This is a genomic window from Mannheimia varigena, assembly GCF_013377235.1.
Lineage (GTDB): Bacteria > Pseudomonadota > Gammaproteobacteria > Enterobacterales > Pasteurellaceae > Mannheimia > Mannheimia varigena.
In genome coordinates this window covers 1,686,088-1,708,538 of sequence record NZ_CP016226.1, presented here as the reverse complement: position 1 = coordinate 1,708,538, position 22,451 = coordinate 1,686,088, and the positions used below count along the sequence as shown (strand labels likewise).

23 protein-coding genes are annotated in these 22,451 nt (G+C 39.3%); 6 read left to right on the top strand and 17 right to left on the bottom strand.

The genetic code is table 11. The features are described from left to right. Positions 1–50 precede the first annotated feature (50 nt). A complete protein-coding gene (locus tag A6B40_RS08015) occupies positions 51–1,175 on the bottom strand; it encodes an LPS O-antigen chain length determinant protein WzzB (protein WP_176672082.1) in 1,125 nt (374 codons plus the stop codon). A gap of 145 nt (positions 1,176–1,320) precedes the next feature. Between A6B40_RS08015 and erpA the strand changes: the two genes are divergently transcribed. Next, positions 1,321–1,662 carry an iron-sulfur cluster insertion protein ErpA gene (gene erpA, locus A6B40_RS08010; RefSeq protein WP_025247201.1) on the top strand — a complete coding sequence of 114 codons (342 nt, stop codon included), beginning with the start codon at positions 1,321–1,323 and terminating at the stop codon, positions 1,660–1,662. A gap of 156 nt (positions 1,663–1,818) precedes the next feature. Here the strand turns inward: erpA and yidD are convergent, their stop codons facing one another. From yidD to rpmH, 3 genes are all read right to left on the bottom strand, one after another. Then, positions 1,819–2,157 carry a membrane protein insertion efficiency factor YidD gene (gene yidD / locus A6B40_RS08005; protein WP_176672081.1) on the bottom strand — a complete coding sequence of 113 codons (339 nt, stop codon included), beginning with the start codon at positions 2,155–2,157 and terminating at the stop codon, positions 1,819–1,821. After that, a complete protein-coding gene (gene rnpA, locus A6B40_RS08000; RefSeq protein ID WP_025343035.1) occupies positions 2,094–2,447 on the bottom strand; it encodes a ribonuclease P protein component in 354 nt (117 codons plus the stop codon). Before rnpA ends, yidD begins: the two co-directional genes overlap by 64 nt. 68 nt (positions 2,448–2,515) lie before the next feature. After that, positions 2,516–2,650 carry a 50S ribosomal protein L34 gene (gene rpmH / locus A6B40_RS07995; RefSeq protein ID WP_005599701.1) on the bottom strand — a complete coding sequence of 45 codons (135 nt, stop codon included), beginning with the start codon at positions 2,648–2,650 and terminating at the stop codon, positions 2,516–2,518. A gap of 242 nt (positions 2,651–2,892) precedes the next feature. Between rpmH and hemH the strand changes: the two genes are divergently transcribed. After that, entirely contained in the window at positions 2,893–3,852 is a 960-nt protein-coding gene (hemH, locus tag A6B40_RS07990; protein WP_025247199.1) for a ferrochelatase, read from the top strand. Positions 3,853–3,920: 68 nt separating this feature from the next. Here hemH and spoT read toward each other — a convergent pair whose 3' ends face one another. From spoT to ptsH, 10 genes are all read right to left on the bottom strand, one after another. After that, positions 3,921–6,035, bottom strand: coding sequence for a bifunctional GTP diphosphokinase/guanosine-3',5'-bis pyrophosphate 3'-pyrophosphohydrolase (gene spoT, locus A6B40_RS07985; protein WP_038642956.1), 2,115 nt, complete (start codon positions 6,033–6,035; stop codon positions 3,921–3,923). A gap of 106 nt (positions 6,036–6,141) precedes the next feature. Then, the gene (gene rpoZ / locus A6B40_RS07980) at positions 6,142–6,423 is read right to left on the bottom strand and encodes a DNA-directed RNA polymerase subunit omega (RefSeq protein ID WP_025216583.1); all 282 of its coding nucleotides are present in this window, start codon (positions 6,421–6,423) and stop codon (positions 6,142–6,144) included. Positions 6,424–6,524: 101 nt separating this feature from the next. Beyond that, positions 6,525–7,022: a thioredoxin family protein gene (locus A6B40_RS07975; protein ID WP_025216582.1), complete on the bottom strand. Its 498-nt coding sequence runs from the start codon at positions 7,020–7,022 to the stop codon at positions 6,525–6,527. Positions 7,023–7,031: 9 nt separating this feature from the next. Next, entirely contained in the window at positions 7,032–8,045 is a 1,014-nt protein-coding gene (locus A6B40_RS07970; RefSeq protein ID WP_176672080.1) for a LacI family DNA-binding transcriptional regulator, read from the bottom strand. A 45-nt stretch (positions 8,046–8,090) separates the two neighbouring features. After that, on the bottom strand, positions 8,091–9,521 hold the full coding sequence (locus A6B40_RS07965; RefSeq protein ID WP_176672079.1) for a glycoside hydrolase family 32 protein: 1,431 nt from the start codon (positions 9,519–9,521) through the stop codon (positions 8,091–8,093). A gap of 60 nt (positions 9,522–9,581) precedes the next feature. Next, entirely contained in the window at positions 9,582–10,505 is a 924-nt protein-coding gene (locus tag A6B40_RS07960) for an aminoimidazole riboside kinase (protein WP_176672078.1), read from the bottom strand. 188 nt (positions 10,506–10,693) lie between these two features. Continuing rightward, complete coding sequence (gene miaB, locus A6B40_RS07955) at positions 10,694–12,121, bottom strand: tRNA (N6-isopentenyl adenosine(37)-C2)-methylthiotransferase MiaB (RefSeq protein ID WP_176672077.1); 1,428 nt, start codon at positions 12,119–12,121, stop codon at positions 10,694–10,696. Between the two features lie 211 nt (positions 12,122–12,332). After that, on the bottom strand, positions 12,333–12,833 hold the full coding sequence (gene crr, locus A6B40_RS07950) for a PTS glucose transporter subunit IIA (protein ID WP_025216577.1): 501 nt from the start codon (positions 12,831–12,833) through the stop codon (positions 12,333–12,335). A gap of 78 nt (positions 12,834–12,911) precedes the next feature. Then, positions 12,912–14,633 carry a phosphoenolpyruvate-protein phosphotransferase PtsI gene (gene ptsI / locus A6B40_RS07945; protein WP_176672076.1) on the bottom strand — a complete coding sequence of 574 codons (1,722 nt, stop codon included), beginning with the start codon at positions 14,631–14,633 and terminating at the stop codon, positions 12,912–12,914. 113 nt (positions 14,634–14,746) lie between these two features. After that, on the bottom strand, positions 14,747–15,004 hold the full coding sequence (gene ptsH / locus A6B40_RS07940) for a phosphocarrier protein Hpr (RefSeq protein WP_025216575.1): 258 nt from the start codon (positions 15,002–15,004) through the stop codon (positions 14,747–14,749). Positions 15,005–15,261: 257 nt separating this feature from the next. On the opposite strand from ptsH, the gene thiP reads away from it, so the two are divergent. From thiP to A6B40_RS07925, 3 genes are all read left to right on the top strand, one after another. Next, positions 15,262–16,836 carry a thiamine/thiamine pyrophosphate ABC transporter permease ThiP gene (thiP, locus tag A6B40_RS07935; protein ID WP_176672075.1) on the top strand — a complete coding sequence of 525 codons (1,575 nt, stop codon included), beginning with the start codon at positions 15,262–15,264 and terminating at the stop codon, positions 16,834–16,836. Continuing rightward, complete coding sequence (gene thiQ, locus A6B40_RS07930) at positions 16,833–17,477, top strand: thiamine ABC transporter ATP-binding protein (protein WP_025343044.1); 645 nt, start codon at positions 16,833–16,835, stop codon at positions 17,475–17,477. Before thiP ends, thiQ begins: the two co-directional genes overlap by 4 nt. A gap of 109 nt (positions 17,478–17,586) precedes the next feature. Beyond that, complete coding sequence (locus A6B40_RS07925) at positions 17,587–19,011, top strand: sucrose-specific PTS transporter subunit IIBC (RefSeq protein WP_025216572.1); 1,425 nt, start codon at positions 17,587–17,589, stop codon at positions 19,009–19,011. An 82-nt stretch (positions 19,012–19,093) separates the two neighbouring features. Here A6B40_RS07925 and map read toward each other — a convergent pair whose 3' ends face one another. Both map and A6B40_RS07915 read right to left on the bottom strand, forming a co-directional pair. After that, complete coding sequence (gene map / locus A6B40_RS07920; protein WP_025247190.1) at positions 19,094–19,897, bottom strand: type I methionyl aminopeptidase; 804 nt, start codon at positions 19,895–19,897, stop codon at positions 19,094–19,096. Between the two features lie 80 nt (positions 19,898–19,977). Next, entirely contained in the window at positions 19,978–20,643 is a 666-nt protein-coding gene (locus tag A6B40_RS07915) for a 7-cyano-7-deazaguanine/7-aminomethyl-7-deazaguanine transporter (RefSeq protein WP_176672074.1), read from the bottom strand. Between the two features lie 204 nt (positions 20,644–20,847). On the opposite strand from A6B40_RS07915, the gene A6B40_RS07910 reads away from it, so the two are divergent. Then, positions 20,848–21,537 (top strand): pirin family protein, encoded by a 690-nt coding sequence (locus tag A6B40_RS07910; protein ID WP_176672073.1) that lies wholly within the window; start codon positions 20,848–20,850, stop codon positions 21,535–21,537. 31 nt (positions 21,538–21,568) lie between these two features. On the opposite strand, the gene A6B40_RS07905 is transcribed toward A6B40_RS07910, so the two are convergent. Next, complete coding sequence (locus A6B40_RS07905; RefSeq protein ID WP_176672072.1) at positions 21,569–22,342, bottom strand: D-hexose-6-phosphate mutarotase; 774 nt, start codon at positions 22,340–22,342, stop codon at positions 21,569–21,571. Positions 22,343–22,451: the final 109 nt, after the last annotated feature.

Below are 22,451 nucleotides of genomic sequence, written 5' to 3'. Positions count from 1 at the left end.
GTTAAAACTTTCAAAAAATGCGCAGCGAATAAAATAAATAAACGCATTGCTTATTTACCTCGATTTAATAAACTGAACATAACAGTACCTAAGCTAGACAATATTATCCCTAGTAACACCCCTATCACTAGAATTAATGCTTTCTTAGGTTTATCCTTATTTACAGGATAATCCGGCGATGCTTGATAACTATAAGTATCTGCCTTAGCTACTTTTGTTCTTTTAAATAAAGGTTCTAACTGTTTAAGTTGATAATCAATTTGATAATAGCGAGGGGGATAAACAACACCTTTCTCATTAGCTACGTCAATTTGCGCTTTTAAGTATTTTTCACCTAACATAAACAAATAAGAACTATCTGCTAGTTTCGAGTCAGAAAGAGGAATTTTAGTATCACTTAAAGCCGCAGCAATATTTGATGGATTGGCTTCATTAAAAACTTTTGAATACTCTTTAATTCCTGCCTTTTGTGCTGTTTCATAGGCTTTATTTAAGTTTTCTAGCTGTACAGCTTTATTTACCGATAAATCTTCTTGAATAAGAGATTTTTCATAATGTAATGCTGACAATACATTCTGGAAATCAACCAAAAAGTCTTCTAACTCAACAGCAAAAGCCTTATTATTAATAAATTTAACAAACTGGCTTAGCGTATCTTGTGCCTCTCCTGCTGTTTCTGCTGAAAAAGCAATAGTACGCCCTATTGCATTAGGCTCTTTCTTTATATCAGGAATAATAAAGCTTGTACTTTCATTAGTTAATTTGGATAAGAGAGTGCGTTGCCCAGGTTCATCTTTTTCCTCAGCTAGCTTCTTATAAACATTAGAACTTATAAAAAATTCATTTCTAGCGTCTTGAGATTGAGCCAATCGATTAAAATTATTGAACAAGCTTGTAGATAACGCATTTGGGTCAATAGGTTCTACACGTAAGATTCGGTTATATTCTCTGCGAACATTCAAATAATCACCTAATTCCGTTAATTTAGGTGCAATAACTGTAGCCTTTGAAGTCCATTGTTCTTTGGCTGTGAAAGCATACATACCAGCTAGCAGTGTAGTTATAAGGGTGGTCAATACAATCCACCATTTCTTACTCCATAACACACGAATTAGCTCAATTAAATCAATTTCATCATTACGTTGCTGTGAAGCTACGTTTAGCGAATCGCTCATAGTTTCTCCTAAATATCACTATTTGGATGCTATTATACATAATTTTAAGAAAATAGCAGATAATCTTTATCCTCTTTTAAGATTGCACTTGCAATGTAATTATTAGATAATACCCAATCATTCAAAAACCTTGATCTAAAACAAAATGAGCGATATCCAAATTCCTTTGATCTTTACTGATGCAGCAGCTCGTAAAGTGAAGACCTTAATTGAGGGCGAAGATAACCCGAATCTTCGTCTGCGTGTTTATATTACGGGTGGGGGCTGTAGTGGGTTTCAGTATGGGTTTACCTTTGACGATCAGGTAAATGAAGGCGATCTCACTATTGAGAACCAAAATGTAGGCTTGGTGGTTGATCCTATGAGCTTGCAGTATTTAATCGGTGGTACGGTAGATTATACCGAAGGGTTAGATGGCTCTCGCTTTGTGGTTACTAATCCAAATGCAAGTTCAACTTGTGGCTGTGGTTCTTCCTTTAGTATCTAATTGGTAAAACTAATTGGTAAAATTTACCTAAAAGTTATTCACAATCCTTGTAGGATTGTTCACAGCTTCGCTGCCGTTGGCAAAGCCAACGTTCAAAAAGCAATACTTTTTGTGACTGCTTGTATAAAGTAAAATAGCCTAGCTTTTTAGTTTAGGCTATTTTTCATTTCTCTCGCATTTACAACATTTCCTTTCACGTGGCGGAACAGGGTCTTCCCCACCTTCACTCATTGGGTTACAACGTAAAATCCGTTTAAAAGCGAGATACCCACCTTTAATTGCTCCGTGAATTTTAATCGCTTCCACCGCATAAGTAGAACAAGTCGGATAAAATCGGCAGCGAGGGCCAATCAACGGGCTGATAGCATAGCGGTAGAAATAGATGGGAAGCAAGAGTAATCTTGCCAATAAACTGATGCGTTTTGGCTTGCTTATTGGTTGCTCTGATGATTGCTTTGAGTTGGCTTTTTGCTCAGACGGATATGTCTTGCCCATAATTTTTCCAGAGTATCGAAAAGCGTTGCGTTGTCTAATTTGCCAATTCCACCTTTTGCCACAAACACAAAATCAAAATTGGGTAATTCGTGCTGTTTTAGGCGAAAACTTTCTCTCACAATGCGTTTAATACGATTGCGATCGTGAGCTCGTTTTAGATGTTTTTTAGCAACAGTTAAACCGAGACGAGGATTATCTACTGTATTCTCTCTCGCAAGAAGGGTCATTTGAGGAGTGCTGGCTCGAAGCGGTTCTTCAAACACCGCTTTAAATTGAACGGGAGCTAACAAACGCAGCTCCCGAGAAAAATTTAGCTTCTTCACACTTAATTAGAAAGGTGTTTTGGCTGATTCTGCAATTATGCAGATAAAGATTTACGACCTTTAGCACGACGACGTGCTAATACTTGACGACCGTTTTTAGTAGCCATACGAGCACGGAAACCGTGTGTACGAGCACGTTTTAATACTGATGGTTGAAATGTACGTTTCATTGCTATCTACCTAAATATTTAAAAAGTTGGCATACAAAATGTTTCTGCCAAACAAGGACCATAAAAAAGAGTTGCAATTCTACAGGCAAACAAAACAAAAAGCAAGAATCAATCTAAGTACAAATCAGATTGTTTGCAAAGTTTTTGAAAAATACGACCGCTTGTAATAATCGCAGAAATTTATATTTCTTTATGGCATAATCGCTTCATACTCATTTAGTTATAAATTTTGGGAATATACTATGAACCAGCAAAAAATCGGTATTTTGTTAGCCAATTTAGGCACACCAGATGAGCCTACAGCCCCTGCCGTTAAGCGTTATTTAAAACAATTTTTAAGCGATCCTCGTGTTATCGACTTACCTAAAGTGAAATGGCAGGCGATTTTAAATTTTATAGTGTTACCAAAACGCTCGCCAAAAGTTGCAAAATTATACCAATCGGTTTGGAGTGAAGAAGGCTCGCCGTTATTAGTTATTTCTCGTGAGCAACAACGTTCCGTTCAACGTTATTTTGATGCAAAAGGTAAAAATGTAGTGGTGGAATTGGGGATGTCTTACGGTAATCCAAGCATCGAAAGTGCGACAGACAACTTAATCAAACAAGGCGTTGAGCGAATTATCGTGCTTCCTCTTTATCCACAGTATAGCAGCACGACAACTGCGTCGGTATTTGATGCTTTCGCAAACGGTTTAAAATCACAACGTAAAATTGTGCCGTTTGATTTTATTCATAGCTATCACAACGATCCACTTTATATTCAAGCCTTAGCGAATTCTATACAGATTGAACAAGATGAGCTGTTACTCTTCTCTTTTCACGGCATTCCAAAACGTTATGAAGATGAGGGCGACTTTTACTCCAGACATTGTTATGAAACCGCTGAATTAGTTGCAGAAAAATTAGGTTTACCAAAGCATAGATGGCTTTTATCTTTCCAATCACGTTTTGGCGATGAAGAATGGTTACAGCCTTATACTGATGAAACTCTTGAAAACTTCCCACAAAAAGGTGTGAAAAAAGTGGCTGTAGTATGTCCGGGCTTTTCAGCAGATTGCTTAGAAACATTGGAAGAAATTGCAGAAGAAAACCGTGAGAATTTTGAACACGCAGGCGGAGAATCTTATCGTTACATTCCTGCATTAAATGCAAATGGCGATCACATTAGAGCTTTAGTGAAATTGATTGAAGCAAAAATGTAAGAAATAGAAATAAAATACAAGCGGTTAAATTTTCATAAAATTTAACCGCTTGTTACTTAGCTTATTATCTATTTGCGAGCCACTTTTACCACGCCATTAATGCTGGAAAGTTTGCGTAAAATCGCCTCAAAATGAGCTTTGTCGATAACGGAGATTTGGAATATCACTTGATAGACATTGCCCTCTCTTGCTTCACTATGAATGCTACCGATGTTGCTGTCCATCTTCGCAAAGGTTGAAGTAATGGCTGCCAACACACCTGGCTCATTCATAATATCTAACACAATCTCAGTTTCAAACTTGATAGCTTTTTCTTTCGCAACTTCCCACATTACAGGTAGATAATGGCTTTGATCGATAGCGTAATCTTTCACATTTGCACAACAAGTATTGTGAATAACCAAGCCTTTGCCTGAACTCACGTAAGCAATAATGTCATCGCCCGGTATCGGTAAACAGCATTTTGCGAAACTGATAAGATGATTTTCCACACCTTCAATTTTTATCGGTTGGTTATTTTCTGGGTTGCCATCCGTATCAATTTGCAATGTTTCGCCAGATAAGCGTTGTGCGATCACGCTACTCATCTGATTACCCAGTCCAATTTCAGCTAACAAATCATCAAAAGTAGCTAAGCGTAGCTCATCTAATACAGGCTGAATGACTTCTGGTTTAAGTTCATCAATCGAATTCAAATTCATCACACGGACTAATTGACGTTTGCCTAATTCAATGGCTTCATCGTGTTCTTGATTTTTGAGGAACTGACGAATTTTCGCACGAGCCTTACCCGTTACCACAAAGTTCAGCCAAGAAGCTTTCGGTCGTTTGCCCTGCTCGGTAATAATTTCAATCGTCTGTCCTGTCCGTAAAGGCTCAGTGAGTGGATATGGATTTCGATCTACAAGTGCACCAACACAACGATCGCCAATACCTGAGTGAACGGCGTAGGCAAAATCAATCGCTGTTGCATTCGCAGGCAGTTCCACAATACGTCCTTTTGGAGTAAATACGAAAATATCATCAGAGAAAAGATCAGATTTTACGCTATCAATAAACTCTGCTGAGTTGCCCGCACTGTTTTGCAATTCAACAATACTTTGTAACCACTGCTGTGCTTTCAACTGCATAGTGGTATTGTGCGGACTTTCGCCCTCTTTATAGCGCCAATGAGCAGTAACTCCCATATCCGCCATTTTATCCATATCTTCGGTACGAATTTGCACCTCAACCGGCACACCGTGTGGGCCAATCATTGAAGTATGTAATGATTGATAGCCATTTGGTTTCGGCACTGCAATATAATCTTTCACACGCTTCGGACGAGGTTTATATAATGCATGCATCTGTCCCAATACGCGATAGCAATTATCCACATTCCCAACTACCACACGGAAAGCGTAAATATCTAAAATGGAATGAAAATGCTGATCTTTCTGGCGCATTTTTTGATAAATCGAATAGAGATGCTTTTCACGCCCATAAACTCGAGCTTCAATTTTCACATCCTCTAAACGCCCCTTAATATCATCTGCAATGCGTTGAATAAGCTCTTTACGATGACCTCTGGCACTCGCAATTGCCATTTTTAATACGCGATAACGTTGCGGGTGCATTGCCTCAAAGCCTAGATCTTCTAGCTCATTTTTAATATGCTCAATACCTAAACGATGGGCTAACGGGCTGTAAATTTCCAATGTTTCTTTTGCAATACGGCGGCGTTTGTCGGGACGAAGTGAACCTAAGGTTCGCATATTGTGAGTACGGTCGGCGAGTTTTATCAAAACAACACGAATATCTTTCGTCATCGCCAAAATCATTTTGCGGAAATTTGCCACTTCGGCTTCTTGGCGGGTACGGAACTTCAACTTATCGAGCTTAGAAACGCCCTGCACAATATCAGCAACGCTCTGTCCAAATTCAGCTGCAAGTTCTTCTTCGGTGTAAGGCGTATCTTCAATAACATCGTGCAGTAGAGCTGCAATTACCGCTTCGTGATCTAATTTCATCTCAGCAATGATAGAAGCTACCGCAACTGGGTGTGTGATGTAAGGCTCTCCGCTTGAGCGTGTTTGCCCCTCATGAGCATCTCGTGCAATCACATAAGCACGTTTAACACGTTCAATTTGTTCTGGTGGTAGGTAGCCTTGAATAATTAGATCTAAAGGTTCAAAAAGATACACGTTATACCTCAACAGAAATAAAAATGGACAACGAATTTGCAAATTTTTAGGAAAATCCTACCGCTTGCAGACCCAATTGCCCATTCTCTCTTGACGAAAAATAAAATTACGCTTCGTTACTCATTTCAGTTAAAAACGAAATCGCTTCTTGCTCTGCCGCTTCTTGTTTAATAGACTCGTGGTTTTCTAACTGATCCATAATATCAGTAGTAATTAAACCTTCTTCAATTTCACGCAATGCAATAACGGTTGGTTTATCATTTTCTTCAGGCACAAGTGGCTCACGCGTGTGAAGTTGTAATTGTCTTGCACGACGTGCAGCAATTAAGATTAAATCAAAACGGTTGCCAATTTTCTCCGCTGCTTCTTGTACGGTTACACGAGCCATAAATTTACTCCAAAGATATATTCATTTTTATTCATAAAAAGATTGCAGATTATACAGAAATTAGGTAGGTTCTGCAATTATGGTTGGAGGAATTTAGGTAATTATTTAACTTTGGTTAAAACCGCCAACAATTCTTTCTCAACCTCTTTTCCTAATTTTCCCATTCGGAAATCCGCGATTAATTCATCAGTTTTTTCTGGTTGAGCGTTAATTTTAACTTTCAGAAACTGCGGAAATTCTGATAAAACAATTTCAGTCTTATCGCCACTCACATCAAAAATAGTGGGAAATTTTTGTTCAGAAATGACCGCTTGTAGCTGTTCATCGTTATTGAATTTTTTCTCTTGCTGGGCTTCTTTGCAAGAAATATATTCTACTTTGATATTGGGATTGAGTTTTGCCATACGTTGAAAATACGCAACCACTTCCACACAATCGGGGCAATGCGGTTCTGCCATCACAAGCCAATCGCCTTGAACACTAAGGGCTTTCAGCTTATCTTCCGTTTCTGGCTCTAGCCTTACTTCAACATAGACTTCTAGCTGATTTTCACGATCTTCATCATTACTAAACTCAAGATATTCATAAAAATGTGCCATAACTTCCTCTTAAATCGATTTTCGCCATAAAATTTCACAATTCACTTTTACACTTTCCACTCTCTTTTGGGCTAATTTTTGTTGAATTAAGGCGAATGTTTGTTCTGCAATCTGTGAGTGTTCTTGTTTAATTGAATGAATATGGAACGGCAACGCATTCAATAAATGATGATCGTCAAAAGTAGCTAAATGAAGTTCTTGAGTTAAGAGTTTATCCATTTGGCGATGTTCGGTTAAATAACGCATTACCCCTTCAAGTAAGGTAAAAGAAGCAGTAAATACCGCTTCAGGCAATCGTCCTAACTTTTCCACAACTTGCGAAAACATCTGATAGCCCGATTCAGGTTGGTAATCTTTGTGTAGCACCCAATTTTCATCGAAGTCTAAATGTGATTGAATCAATCCTTCACGAAAGCCCTTCAAACGATTTTGGCTAGGAGAAAGTGCAAGCTGACCGCCTAAATAGAAAAACTCTTTTGGATGATAAGCTCTTACCATATTTTCCACTAACATACTGATAGTTTCGGTATCATTACTGGTAATAGATGGCGCATCTAGCCCGGAAATATAACGGTCTAGCTGTAACATAGGGGTGTATTGCGTAATATTTTTATAGTAGCTCGGTTCGTGATGAGTGGGAGCTGTGATGAGCAAATCTACCTGTCTATCCAACAAACGCTCTATCGCTTTTTTCTCCCCTTCAAAGCTGTCATCAGAACAAGCAATTACAAGCTGCAGCCTGTTATCACGGCATAATTTTTCTAGCGTTTTAGCGGTTAATGCAAAGCCATAATTGGTGAGATCAGGAATGACTAAGCCAATCACATTCGTGCGTTGCGCTTGCAAGGATTTTGCATACACATTGGCGCGATAGCCATGTTTTTGAGCGATATTTTTTACTTTTTGGCAAGTTTCAGGTTTAATTCTAAAATCATTACCACGCCCGTTTAAAATCATACTGGCTGTGGTTTTAGACACTCCGCTTAGTTTTGCAATATCGCTTAGCGTTAAGCGTTTTTTCACACTTTCTCCTTTTTATAATGTAGCGGCACCCCTGCCAACTTGATGTTATTCTACGCTAATTGGTATTACTTTTGCTACTTTTGCATAAACCGCACGAGAACTTTTCACGCTATTTTCACGGTTGGCAATAAAGAAGCGTGAAGTCAGCACTTTTTCGCCCCCATTTAGAAAAATTTCTACCACAGAACGGTCAAAGAAGATATCCAGCGTATCTAATTTTTCAATTTTACAATGGCGAACCGTACCGAACTTTTCCATTAACTCTGTTTGCTCACTTTGGCTGCGATCTAAACTAAACACGCCGTTTTCAAAACGCATTGTGAGCTTTTGCCCTTTTTCATTGCTGAAAAAATCTAACATAAGCGGTTGATTTTCTACAGAAATTTGCAAATAAGCAGTATCTAAATCATCAATTGCAAAATTTTCTGAAATTTCGACCGCTTGTTGCTCATCTAAATTCACAATTGGTTGTTGCACCACTTTGCCATTTTTTAAGGAAAGCTTGCGAGGTATTGTCAGCATTGAATGCCATTGGTATTTGTCGGTTGGATAAGTGAGATCAGGCAAACCAACCCAACCAAACATAATGCGATCCGAATTTTCCACCGTTTGTGGGGCATAAAAATCAAAGCCATAATCTAACTCTTCAATATGCTCCGCGTTGAGGCTATTACCATTTAGCTGCCCTACCGCATAAGTGGCGTGGTAGTTATTTTGAAATTGATGGTTTTCACGCAATTTACCCTGTGGCGACCACACAAACAGATCTTTTCCACCAAGTCTAAACAGATCCGGACATTCCCACATAAACACATTGCTATTATCAAAGTCATTCACTGCAAGCTCGGAGATTAAACGAGGTGTGTCATCTAGATCATCCATTTCATAAATTAACGCCGTACCGGTTAAATTTTCACGCTGAGCCCCAAGCACAAAGCGGATCTTCCCTTCAGCGGTAATATAAGGTTTCGGATCACGAACGTGTTCGGTGTAACCCGCTGGAGCTTGGTCAATAACGCAACGTTTTTCCAACAATTTACCGGAGGTATCAAAAATTGCAATATTTTGATGTGGAACTCGAGCGTTATCAGAAGGACGGCGAGTATTGCCCGTATAGAAAGCAACAATTTTACCTTGCCATAAAATAGCTCCACCCGAATAGCAACCATGCGATTCAAACAATTCATCAGGAATTAACAACTCTCCTTTCTGAAAGGTTTGAAAATCTTCGGTCATAAAATGCTGCCAATGCTTCATTCCGTGCAATGCACCGTAAGGAAACCATTGAGCAAAGATGTGGTAGTTCTTGCCATCGAAAATTAAGCCGTTTGGGTCATTAAATAAGCCAGTTTCTGGGGCAAGATGGTAAGTTGGGTAGAAATCAAGATCAGAGAGTACAGTTTGGCGAATGGTATTTAATTCGCCCTCGCTTTGAGCGTGTAGGCTTTTGTATTTGCCGGTATTGAAAATGTGCATAGGATGTTCCTCAATAAATAACCCCTCTCTCTGAAAAATCAGGGAGAGGGGAAAATAAAACTATTTCGTCAGAAAAGCTTCTAATTGAGCTTTATTCGGCAGAGCCGACATCGCCCCTTTTGCGGTGGTGGCTAATGCACCAGAGGCATTTGCTTTGCGGATAACTTCTACTAAAGCTGTTTCATCTTTCCAATCCGGCGTGTTGGCTAAACCGGCTAATAATCCGCTGACAAAAGCATCGCCAGCCCCTGTGGTATCAACAGGTTTTAATGCTTTACCTGCCACAATTTGGCTCTTACCATTGAAGTAGTAAATCGCCCCATCTTTGCCTAAGGTGATGATAATTAATTTTTCAGGATATTGTGCCGTAATGGCTTGGGTGGCTTGTTCTAACGTTTCGGTATCAGTTAATAATGTCAGTTCTTCTTCCGAAAATTTGAGAATATCTGCCATTGAAACCACTGAATTGACCACCGATTTCATTTCATCAAGGCTTTTCCAGAGAGACTCACGCAGATTTGGATCAAACGAAACATAGCCGCCAGCTTGTTTTACACGGCAAATTGCTTCAATGGTGGTAGAACGTGATGGGTCATTAATTAAGGCAATTGAGCAACAATGTAAAAAATCGCCTTTGCTAAATTCAGGTAAATCGCCAACTTCTAAGAATTGGTCGGCACTTGGATTAACCATAAAGGTAAAGCTACGCTCGCCATTATCTAAACCAACAACAACGGTTGAAGTGCGGTGATTGTCATCTAAAATCATATTCTCAACAGAGACATTTTCAGCTTGTAGCACCTCACGCATAAATTTACCAAGCGGATCGTTGCCTACACGCCCGATAAACCCGGCTTCAACGCCTAAACGAGAAACACCTACCGCCACATTTGCCGGTGCTCCGCCTGCACATTTTAAATAGTGATTTTCGCCATCTGGAATTAAATCAACAACAGCATCACCTGTTACCCAAATCTTGCCCATAATATTCTCTTTCTATTTTATTTAACTATATTTAATTATAGCTAAAACGATTTAGCTATAAATTATTATAAATTGTAAACAACTCAATTTCACTCACTTTTTGCATTTTGAGATGTGCTAAATTGCAAAAAATCTAAAAAAATGACCGCTTGTATTATAGCTACAAGCGGTCATAAAACGGAATTTTTTTACAGATTGACAACGTATTTGCCAACACCTAACTCATCTTCTTTACGGGTACGGGCAATAACACTTTCAGCCGATTCTACCACCCGTAATCCCATATCTTCTTCCGTGCGGATTACCTCGCCACGCAGGGAGTTGGTGTAAACATCCATAATTTTCACATCAACGAACTTGCCAATCATATCCGGCGTACCCATGAAGTTCACCACACGATTGGTTTCTGTACGCCCTGTAAGCTCCATTAAATCTTTTTTCGATGGACCTTCAACCAAAATGCGCTGTTCCGTGCCGAGCATCGCACGGCTAAACTGCATTGCCTGATGGTTAATACGCTGTTGTAGGCGTGATAAACGCTCTTTTTTCTCATCTTCTGAAACATTGTCAGGCAGATCCGCCGCCGGCGTGCCAGGGCGAGCTGAATAGATAAAGCTAAAACTCATATCAAAGTTTACTTGCTCGATGATTTTCATTGTTTGCTCAAAATCTTCCGCCGTTTCGCCCGGGAAGCCGACAATAAAGTCTGAGCTGATTTGAATGTCAGGGCGAACTTCACGTAGTTTGCGGATAATCGCTTTATACTCTAATGCCGTGTGGTTACGTTTCATCATTGTTAATACACGGTCTGAACCGCTTTGAATTGGTAAGTGTAAGAAGCTCACTAATTCAGGCGTATCGCGATAAACTTCGATAATATCATCGCTAAATTCAATTGGGTGGCTCGTGGTATAACGCAAGCGGTCAATACCGTCAATCGCTGCCACTAAACGCAGTAATTCTGCGAATGTGCAAATACCGCCATCAAAGGTTTCGCCACGATACGCATTTACGTTTTGACCAAGTAAATTAACTTCACGCACGCCCTGTGCTGCAAGTTGTGCAATTTCAAATAATACATCATCCACTGGGCGTGAAACCTCTTCGCCACGGGTGTAAGGCACCACGCAGAACGAGCAGTACTTGTTACAACCTTCCATAATTGATACAAAAGCAGTTGGGCCTTCGGCTTTTGGTTCTGGCAAGCGATCAAATTTTTCGATTTCTGGGAAAGAAATATCCACAATCGAGCTTTTACCGCCACGAATTTGGTTAATCATTTCAGGTAAACGGTGTAGAGTTTGTGGTCCGAATACAATATCAACATAAGGAGCACGATCACGAATATGCTCTCCTTCTTGCGAAGCAACACAACCACCCACACCAATGATTAGGTTTGGTTTGTCTTTTTTCCAGTTTTTCCAACGACCAAGCTGAGAGAATACTTTTTCTTGTGCTTTTTCACGAATAGAACAAGTATTCAGTAATAAAACATCTGCATCTTCCGGATTTTCAGTTAGCTCAAAACCGTGTGTAGAATTGAGTAAATCTGCCATTTTTGATGAGTCGTACTCATTCATTTGGCAGCCCCAAGTGGTAATATGTAATTTAGCCATAGTCAAAAATATAAATATATCAATTAGTTAGAAAAGAAAAGCGTAAAGCAATTTATTGTTTTTATACTCAAAATAAACCCTTTACGCAAAATTTGTGGCATATTTTACCTTGTCGCCTATTTTTTATCTAGAAATAATCTACAGAAATCTAATATTCATTAAATAAAAAAGCCACGATTTTCACATCGTGGCTCTTTTCATCATTTTAGAATTATTTTGTTAAGGTTAAAACAACACTCTCGCCAGCAACAACTTGACCATTTAATTTAGATAAGTTGCTGATTTCATCCATGTTTGAAATCACGATCGGTGTTAAAACAGATTTGGCTTTACCTTCAAGTAAGGCTAAATCAAATTTGATGATTGGATCACCTACTTTCACGGTTTGCCCTTCTTGAACTAAGCGAGAGAAACCCTCACCTTTTAGTTCAACAGTGTCAATACCAAAGTGAACAAATAATTCAACACCATCCTCAGATTCAATTGAAAATGCATGATTAGTTTCAAAAATTTTGCCGATAGTTCCATTTACTGGGGAAACAATCGTATCTCCAACTGGTCGGATTGCTACACCATCACCTACGATTTTTTCAGAAAAAACCACATCAGGAACATCTTCAATGTTAACAATTTCACCTGTTAATGGTGCATAAATTTTAATCTCTTTGCTCTCTTTCTGTTTTGAGCCAAATAATTTATCGAATAAACCCATCTTAAATCTCCCTCAGAATGACAAAATTCTCATACATTCTATACGAGAATTTTGTTTTTGTATGCTAAATAATTTAAATTAGTTTAATTTTTGATAAAACGCATCGACTAAACGTTCAATATCCGCAGCCGTTGGTTGAGAAAGGGCTTCATCAGCAAGTGCTTTTGCATCAGCAAAATTAATTGAACGAATGAGTTTCTTAACGTGTGGTACAGAAATACCGCTCATACTGAACTCGTCTAAGCCCATACCGAGCAATAATGCTGTTGCACGTACGTCACCTGCTAATTCACCACACATTCCTGTCCATTTGCCTTCAGCGTGAGACGCATCGATCACTTGTTTGATTAGGTTCAACACTGATGGGCTAAGTGGGTTGTATAAGTGAGCAATAATTTCATTGCCACGATCCACCGCCAGCGTATATTGGGTTAAGTCGTTAGTGCCGATACTGAAGAAATCTGCCTCTTTCGCTAAATGACGAGCATTCACTGCAGCCGATGGTGTTTCTACCATAATACCGAGTTTGAGGTTTTCATCAAAGGCGTGGCCTTCCGCACGAAGCTGATCTTTTAATTCCGCTACGATGGATTTTAATAAACGGATCTCTTCCACTGAAATGATCATCGGGAACATTACCGCCAAGTTACCGAATGCCGAAGCACGCAATACCGCACGCAACTGGGTATCTAAAATTTCACGGCGAGTAAAACCGATACGCACCGCACGCCAGCCTAAGAATGGGTTCATCTCTTTTGGCAAGTCTAGGTATGGCAATTCTTTATCGCCACCAATATCCATCGTACGAAGAATAACCATTTGGTTACCCATTGCTTCTACAATTTCTTTGTAGGCTTGGAATTGTTCTTCTTCCCCTGGCAGCTGAGCTCGATCCATAAATAAGAACTCAGTGCGATATAAACCAACCGCTTCACCACCGTTACGCAACACACTTTCCACATCACGGATTGTACCGATGTTACCTGCAACATCTACTTTATGACCATCTAACGTTTGAGCTGGTAACTCTTTTAATTTAGCTAATTCTTCTTTTTCAGCCTTTAATTTATCTTGTAAGGTTTTAAACTCTGCTATTTTTTCTTCTGATGGATTTAAATGCACTTCGTTGTTAATTGCATCTAAAATTAAGAAATCGCCTGTTTTGACTAAAGAAGTAACATTATTCGTCCCTACAATGGCAGGAAGCTCTAATGAACGAGCCATAATCGAAGTGTGAGAAGTACGACCGCCAATATCCGTAATAAAGCCTAAGACTTTATCTAAATTTAATTGTGCCGTTTCAGAAGGAGTTAAATCGTAAGCCACTAAAATGACTTCGTCTTGAATATCGCCTAAATCTACAATATTCATATTTAAAATATTCCGCACTAAACGATTACCGATATCACGAATATCGCCCGCACGCTCTTTTAAATATTCATCATCAATTTCCGCAAGCATTGCCGCTTGCATTTCAATCACTTTACTTGCTGCAACATCAGCCGTAACAAGATTATCACTCAGGTAACCCAGAATTTCTTCTTCAAGCTCTTCATCTTCTAAGATCATCAAATGACCTTCAAAAATCGCTTCTTTTTCTTCGCCTAACGTACGGCGGGCTTTTTGTTTAATTGCAGTTAATTGTGCTGCAGCTTTTTTACGTCCTTCAAAGAATTTCGCTTTTTCAGCCTCAACTTCACTTTCATCAATTTTGCGAGTATTTAATACAATCGGTTCTTCTTTTAAAACCAATGCTTTTCCAAATACTGCACCGGGGGAAGCTGCGATACCTGTAATCATAATCGTGTCCTTATGTAAGACGATAAATCGTCTGGTGTTGCATAGCAAAACACTTTATTGCAGCATTTTGCTACAATAAAGTGGTATAAATTTTAATCCGAGAATAGGAAAAATTATTCTAAAGTAGGAATCAAATCTACTAAGAAATCAACTGCTTTTTGCTCATCCTCGCCTTCAGCAGAAATAGTAATAGTTGTACCTTGAGTTAAACCCAATGTTTGTAATTTAAATAAGCTCTTTGCACTTGCACTTTTGCCACCAGAAGCAACAGTAATATCAGATGCAAAGCCTTTTGCTGCCTTAACAAATTCAGCTGCTGGACGAGTGTGTAAACCATTAGGTGCGGTGATAACAACATCTTTTGAGTACATAACGTATTCCTCTTAAATTTGAAAGTTAAAAAAAATGTGTTTTAATCAATTGATTTTCGCCCGCAACTTTACTACAAATTCAAATTAAACACACGCTAAAAAAATGAAAAACTTGTTGCTTCAGCCTAAAAAACTGCTAATTTTTTGAGCAAGTTTAAAAAACTTTTGTTAAAAATCAAGATTCTAGTACACTGCCAAATGGAAATGTTACAATAATTTCAATACGAATATCCCTTAATCTTCAATATTGGAGCAATATGCTTAGCAAATTAACCAAGACAATAGCGTGGTTTATCTACTTCGGCATTATTGCTCTTTATGGCTTTAGTTTATGGGCACTGGTCGGATATCAACAAAACAACACGTTAATTTCTAGTGCCGATGTGCTGCAAATTCTTGCTTATAGTTCGCTTCAAGCTACACTTTCTGCCATCATTTCACTTATTTTAGGTGGTCTTTTAGCAAGATCTTTTTTCTATTTAGACTTTAAAGGCAAACAATTACTTTATAAAACCATCTCTTTTGTTTGGGCACTACCCTCACTTGTCATTATCTTTGCGGTCATTGGTGTATTTGGCAATTCAGGCTGGCTAGTACAACTTTTTCGCCTTTTAGGCTTGGAATGGCAAGTTAATTTATACGGCTTACACGGCATTATTATTGCTCACTGCTTATTCAACATTCCTTTTGTGATGAAATATTACATCAGCGGATTAAACCTTATCCCAAGTAGCCGCTTCCAACTTGCCGCTCAATTAAATTTAAAGGGCTGGAATTTCATCAATATTGTCGAAATGCCCATTATCAAAACGCTGTTTCCTTATATTTTTATGACGGTATTTTTGGTTTGTTTTACCAGCTTTCCGATAGTATTAATGCTCGGTGGCAGCCCGAAATACAGCACGCTGGAAGTTGCCATTTATCAAGCGGTTACTTTTGAGTTTGATTTTGCAAAAGCCATTATTTTAATTGCGGTACAATTTGTTGTGGGTATTGGCTTACAATTTGTGATGAGCCGAATTTCCACCGCTGCATTTAAAGAATTAAAACAGCAGCCAAACCGAGTAGATATCTGGAAGCCAAAGCCAACAGGCTGGGCAAAATGGCTGTTACAAGCGGTCATTTTTTTGCAAAGTTTTGCAATAATTCTACCGCTTGTAAGCGTAGTTTGGGCAGGAGTGAGTGTCTCAAAACTCAGTGAGCGACTGCTCAACCCTGCATTATGGAAAGCAGCACAGTTCTCTTTGGTTTTAAGCCTAATCGCCTCTTTTGTCGTAATTGGCATTAGTTATCTGATCGCATTAGAGGCTCGCCAACTGCTCTATAAAAAAGCCAAAATCGCCCACAGTATTTTAGGCAGCGTAACTATTTATCCTTTGGTGCTACCTATCTTTTTATTATCGGTAGGCTTGTTTATTTTACTGATGAATCAAAACCTCTCTACAACAGAATTATTAATACTAGTGGGCGTGTGTAACGGTTTGACCTTACTGCCTTTTATCTACCCAATGCTTTTTTCAGCAATGTGGAACAGCCTAACTAGTCACGATAAACTGGCTCTAGGCTTAGGGCTAACAGGCTTTCAACGCTGGTGGATTGTGGAAAAAACGCAGCTAATTCGACCGCTTGCAACCGCCTTTGCGTTAGCGATGTCCTCCAGTTTAGGCAGTTTTACCGTGATTGCCTTTTTTGGAAACCGCGATTTCAGCTCGCTACCTTATTTGCTCTATCAACAGCTTGGGAGCTATAGAACCGAAGATGCTGCTGTTACCGCATTGATATTGATGCTATTCGCCTTGCTGCCATTTTTATGTATAAAGGAAAAACAATGATAGAACTCGATCTTCACTTTACCTACGAACAAATGCGTATGCACTTTCAACTTTCTGTGTCTAAAGGCGAGCGGATTGCGGTAGTGGGCGAAAGCGGAGCTGGCAAAAGTACGTTGCTCAATTTAATTGCAGGATTTGAACAATCAGAGAAAGGCGAATTGTTCTTAAATCAAGAAAATCATACTCACACCGAAGTAGCACAACGCCCGGTTTCTATGTTATTCCAAGACAACAATATTTTTCCGCATTTAACAGTGGAACAAAATATTGGCTTAGCCCTTGTGCCAAGCCTCTCACTTAATGAAAAACAAAAATTACAAGTTAAACAGATTGCCAACCAAATGGGGCTTCAGGAATTCTTACACCGCCAAGCGGATCAGCTTTCAGGCGGACAAAAACAACGTGTTGCTCTCGCTCGCACTTTGCTACGAGATAAACCAATTTTGCTCTTAGACGAACCTTTCTCCGCTCTTGATCCAAAACGCCGAGAGGAATTGCAACAAATCGTGCTGGATATCTGCCAAAACCGTAACCTCACGCTTTTAATGGTAACCCACCAACTAGAGGAGAGTTTATTTTTGTTTAATCGGGTGATTACAGTTTCAAATGGGAACATTATTTCGGATCTCTCCCCTATTTAGCAAAAATGTGATCTTAATCACAAATTTAGAAAAATTTTCAATCTTTCCTTTTTTAGCTAAACCGTTTTAGTTAAAATATCTGTATTCAATTACACAAAAGGTACTAACTATGAATTATGCAAAAATTGCCGAGCAAACGATTGCAAAATTAGGCGGAAAAGAAAACATTACAGCTCTTGCCCACTGTGCAACCCGTTTACGTTTAACTATTGCTGATGAATCAAAAATTGATAAAGAAGGCATTGAAAATATCGAAGGCGTAAAAGGTCAATTCTCTACTTCAGGTCAATACCAAATTATTTTTGGTTCAGGCACAGTAAATGAAGTACACGCCCAAATGCAAAAACAGATGGGCGGTTCTGATATGAGTACCTCTGATGTTGCGGCTGCTGCAGCGGCAAATCAGCCGTTGTTACAACGCTTAGTGAAAGGCTTAGCGGATATTTTCGTACCAATCATTCCGGCAATTGTGGCGGGCGGTTTGTTAATGGGTATTCACTCAATGCTTACTGCGGTTGGCTTCTTCTGGGAAGGTGAATCTGTGGTAAGCCGCTATCCTGCTATCGCAGATTTAGTGGATTTCATTAACACCGTTGCCAATGCACCATTCGTATTCTTACCTGTACTTCTTGGTTTCTCCGCAACTCGTAAATTCGGCGGAAACCCATTCTTAGGGGCGGCATTGGGTATGTTGTTAGTTCACCCAGCATTGTCCGATGGTTGGAACTATGCGAAAACCTTAATGGAAGGTAACATCAAATATTGGAATATTTTCGGTTTAGAAATTGAGAAAGTAGGCTATCAAGGCACTGTTATTCCAACGATTATTTCTGCGTGGGTGTTAGCAACCCTTGAAAAAACCTTCCGTAAATTTGTGCCAAGTTATTTAGATAACCTTGTTACGCCGATGATGTCATTATTCATCGCAGGTATTTTAGCATTTACGGTAATTGGTCCATTCGGACGTGAAGCAGGTTCAGCCATCTCAGCAGGTTTAACTTGGTTATATGACAGCTTAGGCTTTATCGGTGGAGCAATTTTCGGAACATTCTATGCACCAATTGTAATTACCGGTATGCACCAAACCTTTATTGCGGTAGAAACGCAATTATTAGCTGAAGTGGCACAAACCGGTGGTACATTCATATTCCCAATTGCAGCAATGTCTAACATTGCACAAGGTGCAGCCTGTTTAGGCGTAGCATTCGCAATGAAAGATGCTAAAGTGCGTGGTTTAGCTGTTCCGTCCGGTATTTCAGCATTATTAGGGATTACAGAACCTGCAATGTTCGGGGTGAACTTGCGTTATCGCCAAGCATTCATCGCAGCAATGATCGGCTCAGGTTTAGCAAGTGCATTTATCGCATTCTTTAATGTAAAAGCCATTGCCTTAGGTGCGGCTGGTTTCTTAGGTATTCCATCAATCAAACCGGATAGCCTTGCAATGTACTCTGTAGGTATGGTGATTTCATTTGTTGTCGCATTCACTATTTCAGCTGTGTGGGTAAAACGAGCACAAGCTAAAGCAAAATAATTATAACTAGCTGATAATAAAAGGGATTAAGTTAAAACTTAATCCCTTTTGCTATTACAAGCGGTCGTTTTTTCGCAAAATTTTACACATTTTTCATCACACGGCTAATTCGCCCTTCTTGAATCTCTTCATCACGAATTGTCAGCACTTCACAACCATCTTTCGTTACTACGATTTGGTGTTCGTATTGAGCAGAATGACTGCGGTCTTTGGTTTTTACTGTCCAACCATCGCCCATTAAACGGATCTCTTTTTTCCCTGAATTTACCATTGGTTCAATAGTAAACACCATTCCCTCTTTTAATACCACACCCCCGTCATCTGCGGCATAGTGAACTACTTGTGGTTCGCAATGGAACTCGGTACCGATGCCGTGTCCGCAATATTCACGCACAACAGAGAAACCCTCTTTTTCCACATACTTTTGAATTGCAGTGCCGATCTCTTTTAAGCGGATACCTGCTTTTACCGTACGAATGCCAATGTAAAGGGATTCTTGAGTAACTTCCATTAAGCGTTTATCACGCACGCTTGGCTCGCCTACCACATACATCATTGAATTGTCGCCATAGTAGCCATCTTTAATTACCGTTACATCAATATTTAGAATATCACCTTTTTTCAGTTTTTTATCATCACTTGGAATACCGTGGCAAACCACTTCATTTAGCGAGATACATACTGATTTTGGGAAGCCGTGATAACCAAGACTGGCAGAGGTTGCACCGTTTGCCAAAATATATTCGTGGCAAATTTTATCTAATTCACCTGTCGTTACACCTTCTTTCACATAAGGCTTGATCATCACTAACACATCTGAAGCTAATTTGCAGGCTTCACGTAATTTTTGGATTTCTTCTTCATTTCTTAATGGAATATTACTCATTGTTTTGTTCTCTAAATATAAAAAATTATGGGGATTATACCTTTTTTCGATATAATCCCCAAACCCTCACAGAATAATTTCTATTTCAAATCTAATTTTTTCATAATGAAATTTAATACAACACCATAAAGCGGCAAGAACAGTAATAAACTCACAAAAAGTTTAAACGCATAATCTACCGACCCGATGGTAAACCAATGTTCCGCCATATATTCATCACTACTTTTATAGAATGCCACTGCGAAAAAGACAAAAGTGTCAATTAATGTACCGAAAATAGTCGAACACATTGGAGCAAGCCACCAGCTTTTGCCTTGACGTAAACGGTTGAATACAAAAATATCCAGAAATTGTCCAACCACATAGCCACTAAAACTGGCTAATGCAATTCGGAAAACAAAAAGATTAAATTCAGATAACGCAGTAAAGCCTTGAAATTCGGTTTCAAAGAACAGCACTGAAATGATGTAACTGATAAGCAACGCAGGCAACATTACGAGAAAAATAATTTTTCGAGCCAGCTCAGCCCCAAACACTCGCACAGTTAAATCGGTAGCTAGGAAAATAAACGGGAAAGTGAAAGTTCCCCAAGTGGTTGGAATCACCCAATCAGTAAATGGCACTTTTATTTCAAACGTAATCTGCACTAAATAGTTACTGATGGTAATAATAAAAATGTGGAAAAGGGAAAGTAAAATCAGCGAACGAAATTTGCTTTCGTCCGAAAAGTAAGTATTAAGATTCATATTGTATCCTTTTTAGTTAAACAACAACTTGAGGTAAGGGAACTCAAGGGGGCGTAATCATAACGTTTTTTAAGGAAAATGCAAGCTGTTCTTTTTTGCAAATTATTTACCAATAGAAAACAATTAATCTATAAAATCACTATTTATCTATTTTAATAACAGAGTAAACTATTCATAACAAAACACACAAATAAGGAATATATTATGTTACAACTTAGAAAAGCACACGAACGTGGCAACGGATCTTTCGACTGGCTTGAGAGCTATCACACTTTTTCATTCGCCAATTATTACGACCCAAAACATATCCATTTTTCCCATTTACGCGTGATTAATGAGGACTTCATCGCCCCAAATTACGGTTTCGGCAAGCACCCCCACGACAATATGGAAATTTTGACTTATGTACTGAACGGACGTGTTGCTCACGAAGACAGTATGGGCAATAAAACTGAAGTGAAAGCCGGTGAATTTCAGATTATGTCGGCAGGAACAGGGATCTTCCACTCTGAGGTAAACCCATCTTCAGATGAAACCTTACACCTTTACCAAATTTGGATTATTCCAAATCAAAAAGATGTTACACCACGCTACAGCCAAGACAAATTTGCCCCGAAAGAGGGAGCAACGTTAATTCTGTCGCCAAATGCCGAAGAGGGTTCGTTTAAAATTTACCAAGATATGAAACTCTGGCGTTATCAATATCCAACGGAAAAAAGTGAGCAAATTGCTCTGAACCCGAACCGCAGCTACTGGCTACAAGTAGTGAAAGGCAATTTGAGCGTGAATGGTGTGGAGCTTTCCACCAGCGATGCGTTAGGCATTCGCCAAGAAACCGCATTAGAGATTGCCGCTCAAGGCGATGTGGAATTTTTGCTGTTTGATTTGGTGTAAATTGAAGGCGGACAAAATGTCCGCCTTTTACTTATTCCAAAGTAATTTTCACACCCACTTTTTCATTCTGCTGCACCAAGCGATAAATTCGAGCAGTTTCCACACAAACCATTGTTTTGTAGCCAGTTTCGCTCATTCCGCCCACGGCTTTTTGCCACGGGTTCCAAAGCACGGTTTCGCTGGCGTTGATATGCCCAATGCGAATGGTGCGTTGATTTGCAAAATCTTGAATAAAATTGACCGCTTGCGCGGCGTAAATGCAGTCCACGCTTTCACGAATTTTGCGTGGCGATGGCACTTCCGCTTGGCTGTTGGTTAATTTATCTTCACAAGTACTCGGCAAACCTTGCACCTCGATTTGCTCAATATCACCAACATTAAAATAGGTGTGCAGGGCGATCTGAGCTGGTTCCGCTTGCAAATGGATGAAATACAGCTCGCAGCTTTCGCCTAAAATCATCTCGATTTTCGCCTCATTGTCTAACGCAAACACCAAACGCACATTGTCAGCCGAAGCACTATTTTCCACCAACATCCATTCCCGAATACGAGCCGTGCCGTGAGCCGGTTCTTTTGCCGTACCAAACCAAGGGTAACAAATCGGCACACCGCCCCGAATTGCCGTGCCCGTTTTAAAAGGCTCAATTTCACTTAGCCACAATACGTCTTGCTTTACATTACTTGGTTGCCAACTCAGCAATTGAGCCCCTTGCAATGCAATTTTGGCTTTGACTTTACTGTGATTAACTTCCAGCACATCCAATTCATTATATTTGGTTAATTTTAATTCATTGCCCAAGTTCATAATATATTCCTTTGATGAGTGAAATGATTGAAAACCAACAAAAATGTGAATGAGATCACAAAACTAAGTATTAATTTTCTACCTCTTTTAGGTAGTCGCTATAATAGTG

Coding starts and splice junctions, on each gene's coding strand:
- yidD (WP_176672081.1), bottom strand. CDS start 2,157: ATGGGCAAGACATATCCGTCTGAGCAAAAAGCCAACTCAAAGCAATCA.
- A6B40_RS07960 (WP_176672078.1), bottom strand. CDS start 10,505: ATGGGCAAGATTTGGGTAACAGGTGATGCTGTTGTTGATTTAATTCCA.
- A6B40_RS07915 (WP_176672074.1), bottom strand. CDS start 20,643: ATGAATCTTAATACTTACTTTTCGGACGAAAGCAAATTTCGTTCGCTG.
- crr (WP_025216577.1), bottom strand. CDS start 12,833: ATGGGTTTATTCGATAAATTATTTGGCTCAAAACAGAAAGAGAGCAAA.
- A6B40_RS07925 (WP_025216572.1), top strand. CDS start 17,587: ATGAATTATGCAAAAATTGCCGAGCAAACGATTGCAAAATTAGGCGGA.
- map (WP_025247190.1), bottom strand. CDS start 19,897: ATGAGTAATATTCCATTAAGAAATGAAGAAGAAATCCAAAAATTACGT.
- rpoZ (WP_025216583.1), bottom strand. CDS start 6,423: ATGGCTCGTGTAACCGTACAAGAAGCAGCGGAGAAAATTGGCAACCGT.
- erpA (WP_025247201.1), top strand. CDS start 1,321: ATGAGCGATATCCAAATTCCTTTGATCTTTACTGATGCAGCAGCTCGT.
- hemH (WP_025247199.1), top strand. CDS start 2,893: ATGAACCAGCAAAAAATCGGTATTTTGTTAGCCAATTTAGGCACACCA.
- A6B40_RS07905 (WP_176672072.1), bottom strand. CDS start 22,342: ATGAACTTGGGCAATGAATTAAAATTAACCAAATATAATGAATTGGAT.
- ptsH (WP_025216575.1), bottom strand. CDS start 15,004: ATGTACTCAAAAGATGTTGTTATCACCGCACCTAATGGTTTACACACT.
- miaB (WP_176672077.1), bottom strand. CDS start 12,121: ATGGCTAAATTACATATTACCACTTGGGGCTGCCAAATGAATGAGTAC.
- rpmH (WP_005599701.1), bottom strand. CDS start 2,650: ATGAAACGTACATTTCAACCATCAGTATTAAAACGTGCTCGTACACAC.
- A6B40_RS08015 (WP_176672082.1), bottom strand. CDS start 1,175: ATGAGCGATTCGCTAAACGTAGCTTCACAGCAACGTAATGATGAAATT.
- A6B40_RS07910 (WP_176672073.1), top strand. CDS start 20,848: ATGTTACAACTTAGAAAAGCACACGAACGTGGCAACGGATCTTTCGAC.
- thiP (WP_176672075.1), top strand. CDS start 15,262: ATGCTTAGCAAATTAACCAAGACAATAGCGTGGTTTATCTACTTCGGC.
- A6B40_RS07965 (WP_176672079.1), bottom strand. CDS start 9,521: ATGCACATTTTCAATACCGGCAAATACAAAAGCCTACACGCTCAAAGC.
- thiQ (WP_025343044.1), top strand. CDS start 16,833: ATGATAGAACTCGATCTTCACTTTACCTACGAACAAATGCGTATGCAC.
- ptsI (WP_176672076.1), bottom strand. CDS start 14,633: ATGATTACAGGTATCGCAGCTTCCCCCGGTGCAGTATTTGGAAAAGCA.
- A6B40_RS07975 (WP_025216582.1), bottom strand. CDS start 7,022: ATGGCACATTTTTATGAATATCTTGAGTTTAGTAATGATGAAGATCGT.